General features: G+C 31.0%; 10 protein-coding genes. All 10 read left to right on the forward strand.

The genetic code is table 11. The features are described 5' to 3' along the window. Positions 1–320 precede the first annotated feature (320 nt). Entirely contained in the window at positions 321–461 is a 141-nt protein-coding gene (locus tag DM800_RS26085; RefSeq protein ID WP_046955196.1) for an FbpB family small basic protein, read from the forward strand. A gap of 328 nt (positions 462–789) precedes the next feature. After that, positions 790–1,983 carry an acyltransferase family protein gene (locus tag DM800_RS26090; protein ID WP_147787943.1) on the forward strand — a complete coding sequence of 398 codons (1,194 nt, stop codon included), beginning with the start codon at positions 790–792 and terminating at the stop codon, positions 1,981–1,983. Continuing rightward, on the forward strand, positions 1,984–2,727 hold the full coding sequence (locus DM800_RS26095; RefSeq protein ID WP_088062739.1) for a YveK family protein: 744 nt from the start codon (positions 1,984–1,986) through the stop codon (positions 2,725–2,727). It abuts the gene before it with no gap. Continuing rightward, entirely contained in the window at positions 2,714–3,334 is a 621-nt protein-coding gene (locus tag DM800_RS26100; protein ID WP_137035195.1) for a CpsD/CapB family tyrosine-protein kinase, read from the forward strand. Before DM800_RS26095 ends, DM800_RS26100 begins: the two co-directional genes overlap by 14 nt. An 18-nt stretch (positions 3,335–3,352) precedes the next feature. Beyond that, the gene (locus DM800_RS26105) at positions 3,353–3,991 is read left to right on the forward strand and encodes a sugar transferase (RefSeq protein WP_060489669.1); all 639 of its coding nucleotides are present in this window, start codon (positions 3,353–3,355) and stop codon (positions 3,989–3,991) included. A 37-nt stretch (positions 3,992–4,028) separates the two neighbouring features. Continuing rightward, positions 4,029–5,465 carry an oligosaccharide flippase family protein gene (locus DM800_RS26110; RefSeq protein WP_147787944.1) on the forward strand — a complete coding sequence of 479 codons (1,437 nt, stop codon included), beginning with the start codon at positions 4,029–4,031 and terminating at the stop codon, positions 5,463–5,465. Positions 5,466–5,468: 3 nt separating this feature from the next. Next, positions 5,469–6,683 (forward strand): O-antigen ligase family protein, encoded by a 1,215-nt coding sequence (locus DM800_RS26115; protein WP_147787945.1) that lies wholly within the window; start codon positions 5,469–5,471, stop codon positions 6,681–6,683. After that, a complete protein-coding gene (locus tag DM800_RS26120) occupies positions 6,658–7,458 on the forward strand; it encodes a glycosyltransferase family 2 protein (protein WP_087985579.1) in 801 nt (266 codons plus the stop codon). Before DM800_RS26115 ends, DM800_RS26120 begins: the two co-directional genes overlap by 26 nt. Next, positions 7,455–8,507, forward strand: a complete 1,053-nt coding sequence (locus tag DM800_RS26125; protein WP_147787946.1) for a glycosyltransferase family 4 protein — start codon at positions 7,455–7,457, stop codon at positions 8,505–8,507. Before DM800_RS26120 ends, DM800_RS26125 begins: the two co-directional genes overlap by 4 nt. A 92-nt stretch (positions 8,508–8,599) precedes the next feature. Beyond that, complete coding sequence (locus DM800_RS26130) at positions 8,600–10,147, forward strand: glycoside hydrolase family protein (RefSeq protein ID WP_147787947.1); 1,548 nt, start codon at positions 8,600–8,602, stop codon at positions 10,145–10,147. The last annotated feature ends 63 nt before the right edge of the window (positions 10,148–10,210 follow it).

The following is a 10,210-nucleotide window of genomic DNA, read 5'->3' on the forward strand; positions in this document are numbered from 1 at the left end:
CTTATATAACACCCCTCTTTTTGTTTTTAAGAACAGTATAGTAGTAAATAAAATTATATCGAACTCAATTTTAAATATATAAATGTTTCGACAAAATATATTGATAGAAGTTGATGACAATAGCAACTTTTATAATGAAATGAAGCAATTTCAAAATGGTTTTAGGATGATCACATTTTTGTATGTTCACAAAGTTGTCAGAAAATAAATGAAATTTTCATATGAAGTTCAAATGGAATTCACAACAATCAATTATTATAAGGGCACACAGATAATTCCTTATCTTTTATATAAACCATCCCCCAAGGAGGACAATGAAAATGAGAAAAAAAGTGAGAAAATCTTTTAAACAATTATTAATTGAAAATAAACAATCACTATTAAATAATAAAGAAAATATGAAAGAAATTGAAGAGAGAATTGAGAAACGACATGTAGCATATAGTGGTGCCAATAATTAAATAAAATAAAAAAGATAGCCTTTAAAGGCTATCTTTTTTATTTTATATTGAAAAAACTCTATTCCTCTCTTTAATTTTGTAACTATGCAAGATGTTTTTATAGTGTTTTTCTGTCAATATTATTCATTTTTCGAGGTTGTAATTGGTATATATCAATTTTGAAGATTCACTATTCATAATATTACAAAAAATGTTACAATACATTCAAAATTACGCTATAAAATCATTTTAATATGAAAAATTGGAATGAAAAGAAAGGAGAGGAATATGAATAATGGTGTCGCTTTGAAATGATTATTATCATTTCAGTAGGAGTTGATGTAAAACGATGGATAGGTATGAAGAACTGGATTCTATACGAGGAATTTCTTCATTGATAGTAATGATTGGCCATCATTTAATGATTTTTTCAGTATTTCAAAATTACAGTTATGAAGATAATAAACCATTTGTTATTTATCTATTAAAAGAAACACCTGCTCGTCTAATTTTTAGTAGTGGTAACGAATCTGTTATTATCTTTTTTGTTTTGAGTGGATTTGTTTTGTATAAATCCATTCAAAAAAACTACGATAGCTATGGATCATTCCTTTTAAAGCGTATATGTAGAATCTATATTCCATATATCGTAGCAATAATTATAGCTATTTTATGCCAGACTACAATGAGTAAATATGGTATTTCTAATTTAAGTGAATGGTTTAATCGCTCATGGACGATTGAAAGTTCTTTAAGCTTAATAGCGCAACATATTTTATTAATTGGGAAATATAATACAGATGCATATAACGGCGTAATTTGGTCACTTGTTCATGAAATGCGAATATCGATAATTTTTCCGTTAGTTTTGATGGTTTGTTTACGAAAAACGTTGAGGTATTCATTATTGTCATTGTTTAGTTTTAGTATATGTTCTGTCGTGATTTTATTTTTATTTCACTCAAGTTTAACATTAACTAGTTATGCATTAACTCTGCATTACACAGTGCTGTTTTTACTAGGAGCACTAGTTGCGAAATATAAAAATAATTTAATAGTTTTTTATAGTAATCGTACTAAAAATGAGAAAATTGCATGGTTTTTATTTGCGGTTTTACTTTATATGTATGAAGGGCTTGTTGGAGAAATTAATTTGCTTAATAATTTTATATTTCGAGACTACGTAGTAGCGATAAGTGCATGTTTATTTGTCATATTAAGCTTGTCAGTATCAACTTTGTCATCCTTGCTACGTAATAAATACTTGTTATATTTGGGGAAGATTTCTTACAGTCTTTATTTATACCACATCATATCTTTATTTTCCCTAGTGTATATGCTTCATGAAATATTTCCGTTACCTATTGTTTTAATGTTATCGCTCATTCTTTCGTTTATACTAGCAATAATTTCTTATTTGTTTGTAGAAAAATTTGCATTCAGGATCGGAAAGTATATAACAAAGCAATCGAATTTAGAAAAGGAAAGACTATCTGCAGAAAGTGAGTTGCAGGATGTCATTCAAACAAAGGCGGTGAAATAATTGAAGCAAGAAATTAGTATGAAGGATTTTCAGCAGCTATTGAAAAGAAGAGTAGTAACAATTATTTTGACGATGTGTTGTGTAACAGGTTCTTTAATTCTTATTTCTATGTATATATTAAAGCCTTCGTATCAATATTCAACGCAAATTCTCGTTGGGAATTTAGATGGGTTTAATAAGGAAAATGCAGTGAATAAAACACAGGAAAATAAGCAACTTGTAACGTCGTATGTTGATATATTAAAAAGTCCACTCATTATTTCAACGGTTAAAAAAAATTTGAAATTAGAGCAATCAACTTATGAATTAGCACAAAAAATTTCAGTGGTGAATATGGACAACTCACAAATCGTTACTGTCACAGTAAAAGATTCGGATCCTACAATCGTCAAAGAAATTGTAAAGTCATTGGCAGAACAATCTCAAAAAAGCTTTCAACAGTATACGAATGTACAGGGGATAAAAATATTAACTGACCCTGAGTTACAGGAAAAAGCTGAAAAGTTGTTTCCGAAATTTCAACTTATCATTCCTATCTCTTTAATTGTTAGTTTTTTTGTTGGGATAGGTTTAGCTGTATTTCGAGATTATTTTGATGAGCGTATATACGTGGAACAAGATTTAGAGAAAATAACAACAGTATCTGTTATTGGTCACATAAATATGAAACCGAATAGAAAAAAGAAATCTACAGAAGTTGATGCGCAATCATCTATATATCGAGGTGAACATGTCGATGTTTAAGACAAAGAAAAAGCTGCCATTTAATCCGCATGATGCTTTTATGAAAGAGCAGTTTTATACGGTGTATCACGAGTTGAAAAAATCGGGGAAACAAGTGTTCACAGTTACTTCAACGAAGGATAGAGGTGTTATCGCGTCGCTTATAGTAAATCTAGGGGTAGTGTTTGCAGAGATGAAAAAAAAGGTGTTACTTATCGACGTGAATTTTTCTGATCCTAAACTACATCTACTATTACAAAGCAATTATACGAAAACAGTGAACGATATAATAAACGATTCCCCTTGTAGTTATGAATCTTTTTCTAGTAATTTATCTAAATACTTATATTGTATTCCTGCCCAAAAAACAGTACACACCGGAACGCCTTTAGTTGCTACGGATGAATTTGATCATGTAATGGCGAAGTGGAAAGAAGATTTTGATTATATTTTCTTGTATTCCTCTGAAGTATTTGAGCTTCCTGCTACGCACATGATTGCAGGGAAATGCGATGGAGTGGTCTTAGCAGTCAAAAAGCGAAAAGATTCCCTACGTAAGGTGCAAAAAGTGATAGCAAATATAAAGAGGAAAGAATGTGAATTAATAGGTATAGTTTTATATTCTTGAATGTGGGGGTAACGATCTATGATTCGTGAAACAAATCAAGCCAAGTTGTATACGATTCCGGCTCAAGAAAAGACCAGTATTTTGAATCGAAGTATAAAGCGCTTGTTTGATATTATATTTTCACTCATATTGTTACTATTAACGCTACCAATTATGTTGTTCTTTTGTATTATGATTGCTTTCGAAACAGCAGGAGCTCCAATTTATTTTCAAGAACGTTTAGGGATTAATGGAAGGAAATTTAATGTATTTAAATTAAGATCGATGGTAAAAGATGCTGAAATAAATGGACCACAATGGGCAAATGAAAATGATCCAAGAATTACTAAAGTTGGATCGTTTATAAGGAAAACGAGAATTGATGAGTTACCGCAACTTTTAAATATTTTAAAAGGTGATATGTCTTTTGTCGGACCAAGACCAGAGAGAGAGTATTTTTATAAACAATTTGATACGTATATTCCAGAATTCAAGGATCGTTTAATAGTGAAGCCAGGGTTGACAGGATGGGCACAAATAAATGGAGGATATAATCTTGATCCGAAAGAAAAGTTGAAATTGGATATGGAGTATATTGAATTGAAAACGATTAAGATGGATATTCGGATTTTATGTAAAACTGTTTTAATAGTATTGAACGGTAATGGTGCAAGATAAATATATGTAAGTAGGTTGCTTGCAAAGGAGAGCAGGTATGGGGAGATCTATTTTAAATAATATTATCCATCTATTTTATAGCACAATTTTAGCTAATCTTCTTCAGGCTGTGAGTTTAATTGTTTTAGCAAATTTTTTTAATGCACAAAATTATGGGATGTTTAGTGTTGCCATAGCAGTGACGTTTGTTATGTTATTTTTTACAGATTTAGGACTTACGAATACGTTTCTTCGAGAAGGGGCAAAAGATGGAGTAGACTTAGAGACAATTTTATCGTCGTATATAAAAGTAAGGATGATTCTACTTATTTTTATTTCTATAATCGGCTATATTGCTATTCATTATATGTATGCGGATAGAAATTTGATTTATATGATGATAAACGTAATGTTTTTCATGTTAATAGGATTAACTTGGCAAAATATAGGGATTGCCTACTTTCAGCTGACGGAGCGTATGAAGTATATAGCGCTTATTAAAGTTGTATCAGCGGCAGTTGTCATTATCATTACATGTTTTTGTATTTTCGGAGAGTTACCAGTTTATATAACTGCTCGTTTATATGGATTTGGTTATATGATTGGTGGTGTATTCAGCATATATGTAATGAAAAGAAAGACGAGTATGAATATGAAGGTCGTAATTCATAAAGCGTTATTTTGGCAATTGACACCTTTTATTATTAGTGGTTTTTTAATAATGAGTACGCCACAATTAGCACCTATCTTACTTAACTATACATTGCCATTAAGTATGGTAGGTGTTTTCGCAGTGGCGTATCGGATGCCAGCAGCTTTATATCAAGTGCCAGGGGTGATTGCAGGTGCATTTTATCCAGTACTCTTTAAGCATTATAATCAGAATAATTTAGAAGAGCATACGAAATTAAACTTACTTCAAATAAAATCAATGGCGATTGTGGGAATATGTATGACGATAGGTTTATATCATTTAGCGCCATACTTTATTTCTATATTTTTTCAGGAGGAATGGAGAAATGCAGTAGAGCCACTCCAAATATTATCATTTCTCATTGTGCTGCAAAGTTTAAATATTGCTATAGCTGACGGCTTAACAACGAGTGGACGTCAAAATAAAAGAACGGTGGTGCAATGTATAGCATTAGTGATAGGTGGGATTATGCTTTATAGCTTTAGTAGTATTGGTGGAATGATAGGAGCGGCTTACGCTATGGTTTTATTTGAAATTGTGGCTTTAGTTGGGTATATAGCGGTAAGTGTAGTGAAGAAAAAAATTGTATTTCAAATTGTAATACCGTATACAATTTATTTTGGCGTAACTTTTATTGGAGTGCAATATATATTGCACACATATCATTTCATTGCGCTCGTTCTGACTACGTTAATCGTAGTAGTTGGTATATTCCTATATGATTACGAGCTGAAAAAACTTCTTCTTTCGTTTATAAGAAAAACACGCAAAAAGGATTATATTACGAAACAGGGGATATAGCCTATGGAAAATAATATAAAGATATCGATGAAATGGATTATGCTCTTAATATTATTTGTCATGTTAAGTAAATACAACATATATATTGGATTTTCGCTGAAGATATATATGATTTTTTTAGTTATATATTTTTGTTTAACAATTAAAAACTTTCATATTCAAAAGCTATATTTTCATGAAGTTGTATTTTTACTATTTTATTTCATCTATTGTTTGAGTGGAATTCTTTCTATATATTTAAATGCTAGTATTCGTATGATTCTTGGTGTGCTACTTGTTTTAGGGTGTTATTTTATAATGAGAAATTTATTAGGAAATGTTGAAATAGCAACACTCGAATCATCTATCGTCTATGTAGGATTCGTATTTAATTTTGTAAGCCTAATACTTTATATAGTCGGTTTACAGCACTTTGGATTATACGGTGGAGAAGAGAGAGAAATTTTTGCTGGACTATTAGTTGATAGAGGGTATCCAAGGTTAATTGGTTTGCTAGATGATCCTAACATTTTTATTTTTTATAATACAATATTTTTTATGTATTATATGACAAATCTACATAATATGACGAACATTATAGGATTGATTTTATGTGTTACGACAAGTTTATTAACTTTTTCAAGAGGAGGGATATTAGCACTTATGCTTGTCGTTTTTGTATATATATGTACATCTAGTTTTGCAAAAAAAATAAAAATAATGATAAGTTTACTATTATTTGGTGTAGTGATTTTTAGTTTATCAAATAGTGTAATGGGTGGCCAATTGGATGACATATTGAATAAACGAATTTCTGATTTTTCGCACGATAATGGAAGTGGTAGATTTACATTATGGGAAGCTGCTTTTAAATATTATTTATCCAATCCATATATCGGAATTGGTGCGTTTAATTTTTCGAATTATTATGAGTTTCAATTTAATGAAAAGTTATATGTACACAATACATTTTTAGAAATTTTATCTGAATCGGGTACAATTGGTTTTCTTTTATATAGCGCTTTTTTATTCATATTAATGTTCAAGTTAACGCAGTATACTTTGTTTCGTGAAAAACCGTACCTTTTATTGACTATAATTGCATTTTTATTTCAGATGATGTCATTGTCACTTATTATTAACGAAGCGTTCTTTTTATTTTTAGCAATGGTTGTGAAGTACATTTCAATATATGAAGGAAGGGGAAAGGTAGATGGTAAAATGTCTATCAGCACATAATAAGGCGCCTCATGTTTCTGTAATAACACCTTCTTATAATAGTATACGATTTATAGGTGAGACGATTTTATCTGTACAGAATCAATCATATGAAGATTGGGAAATGATTATCGTTGATGACGCTTCAACTGACCAATCTCTTGCAAAAATTAAAGAGATAATAGAAGGAGACTCGCGTATTAGATTATTATCATTAAAAGAAAATGTTGGTGCTGCTAAAGCTCGGAATATAGCGATTGAAGAGGCGAGAGGAAGGTATATTGCCTTTTTAGATAGCGATGATATATGGTTGCCTCATAAATTGAAGACGCAATTGTTATTTATGGAAGAAATGAATGCGGCCTTTTCATATGCATCGTATAGTTTAATCGATGAAAACAGTAATGAACTAAATCGTGAAGTGGATGTACCAAAATTTGTTGACTATCATTGTTTGGCAGGAAATACAATTATCGGTTGTTTAACAGTAATGATTGATCGTGAAAAAATTCCGCATATTGAAATGCCTAGTGTACAGCCGGAAGATACAGCGTTATGGCTGAATTTATTACATGAAGGACATGAAGCGAAAGGGATACAGCAAGTGTTAGCGAAGTATAGAATTGTAGCAAATTCTGTTTCGAGAAATAAAATTAGAGCCGCTTTTCGTTATTGGAAATTATTAAGGGAACAAAAACGACTTAATGCTGTGCAAATCCTTTACTATTTTAGTAAGTATGCTTATCATGCCTATAGAAAAAATAAAATCAATGTAGTTGGGAAGACGCAATTATGAATATATTGTTGATGACAGATAAATTGATAACTGGAGGAGCCGAGAGTTATTTCTGTAAATTGGAAAGCAATTTGCGTGATGAGAAATTTACGGTTTATACAGCTGCAGGTGATGGAGAACTATATGAGTCTCTTACTAGAAAAGAAAATTTCATGTTACTTAGTCGATGGAATCATTTGAGAAATATTCATTACTTACGAAGTGAGATTTGTAAACGAAAGATAGAACTTATTCATGCAAATAGTTTGCGAATGGTATTATATTCCTTTTTAATTCGAAAGTTTATGAAAAAACAGATAAAAGTCGTGTATACGAAACATAATGTAACGATATTAGAAAAGAAAATGCCAACTCTTTTTCGTTATTTTATAAATAAATATGTGAATAATATTATTACAGTAAGTGAGTTTGAAAAAAATAATTTAATTTCAATGCATGTAGCAGAAGAGAAAATAAAGACAATTTATAACGGTGTGGATATTGAAAAGTTTTTATTCCAGCAGAAAAAGACAGAATCTATTTATAAAATAGGGATATTAGCAAGACTATCCAAGGAGAAAAACCATCAATTATTTGTAAAAATTGCAAATGTGTTAAAAAAAAGAGATGACTTTTTGTTTTATATTGCTGGTGATGGACCAGAAAAAGAATCTATTATGAAAGAAATAGAAAAGTATGGATTGCAGCAAAGTGTAAAGATGTTAGGGAATATTTCAGAGCCGCATAGGTTTATAGGAAATATGGATGCCCTACTTTTATTATCTTTTCGTGAAGTGTTTCCAATGGTGGTAATTGAAGCAATGGCTACAGGAACACCGATTGTTTCAATAGATGTTGGCGGAATAAATGAAGCGGTAGTAGATGGAGAATCAGGTATTTTGTTAACTGAATATTGCGAATATATATTCGCAAGTGCGCTTGAGGAACTACAAGGAAATGAGGAAAAGGTGAATGGTATTAGACTGAAAGCACGAGAGAAAGCAGAGAGATATTTCTCATTAACTAAAATGATAGAAGAAACGAAAAGTATATATGAATTAAACAAATGACCGTGCAAGTCGTTTGTTTTTTTTATTAGAGAAACTTTTAAGAGAAAACTCACATATTATATGAAAAAGGTAATATGAGGAGTGAATTTATTTTGTCAGAATATATTTCTTCCCAAGAAGATTGTGCACCAGAAAATAGTGTCCATATTGATTGTTTTGGTGCAGTTCCGAACTCAGGGAATGATAGCTCATTAGCAATTCAACAAGCTATAAATTATTGTGTAGCGAACCGAATTTCGACGGTTAGAATTACAGGGATAAATACGTACAAAATTGTAAAACCGATTGTTATTAAATCAAATGTAAGATTAGAGCTAGATCCTACTGTTACGTTGCAAATTGATGGAGATTTTAATGCGTTTGAACTGCAACAAAATGCGTCTATTACAGGTGGTACAGTTCAAGTTATAAACCCAGTGTTTCAATCTGCTGTCATTTATGTTTCCGGTTCACAACAAATAGAAGTTCCTAATCACTCTCTTATATCAAATATTAATATAATAAATGCAACGTCGTCATATAAAGGTAAGGCTATACACTTTTATTGTCAAAAAGCATGGGATTATATTAGTTTCTTTCAAGTTAACTTTATTCAAATTAAAAACTTTCAAACTGCAATACATTTGAAGACAGAATATATAGATGATATAAATACACCTTGCTGGATTAACGCAAATGTATTTCAATCTATATTTATTGATGGATGTCAGTATGGGATAGAAGTTGATGGAAACAGTGATTTACCAAATGAAAGTTCAGGAAATACGTTTCAGGATATTCAAGTGCAATGTAGACAGCAAACGAAAAAAGTCATTCGTTGTACGGGTGCCTATAATACATTTGATTGTATGATTTGGGATACGTACCGGATGAGTAGTGAACAGACTGTCATTGAATTTTCTTCTAATTCACATCGTAACTACCTTTTTTCAAATTTACTTTCCACAACTATTGTAGATAAAGGGCAATACAATGTTTGTACGTCTACCTATGAAGAATCTCTTCGAATTCAGTTACCGATTACGTTAAATAAACCACATTTAATAGGGAACCAAGATGATATTTTAGTAAACGCTCAGCAAAAGTATACTGTTAAGCAAGTTAGTGGGAAATTACCTTATGGGGGGAATCTTGCAAATTGCTTCAATTTAATAGATGAACAAAGTGTAAACTATATCGATGTTCCAGATAGTAATCCAGTTGTGATTGAGCTAGATTTTACGAAAAATCCAATCAAAATGTTAAATTGTTTTGGAATGTATTTTGGATGGGGAGAGAGCCCAAAGAAAATTAAAATTGAATATGCATTAAGTGCAACTGGAAATTGGGTTGTTGCATCGGATGTTCCATTAAATGTAGGCGATACAATTATATCGAATATGAAGGCGAGTCAACTATATAAAGTAAGAATTACATTGAGTGGTTATTCTCAAGACCATAAACGTTTTCGGATTAATCGTATGTTTGCAAGGTCTTCGATGGAAAATGGGAATGCTTGGTTAGCGACAACTGGTGGAAGAATGTTTGGAGATATTGAAATAGAAGCAAGTAAAGGTATCATTATGAAGACTGCTAGTGGAGCGAAATGGAAAGTAACGATTAATGAGGCTGGTCAGCTTATTACGACTAAAATAACTTGAGATGATGATTGGTTGTAAATGCTTGGACGAGTTATTAGGTATTACGATAAAGGGAATAAAAAA

This window comes from Bacillus sp. AY18-3, from assembly GCF_008042305.1.
Lineage (GTDB): Bacteria > Bacillota > Bacilli > Bacillales > Bacillaceae_G > Bacillus_A > Bacillus_A wiedmannii.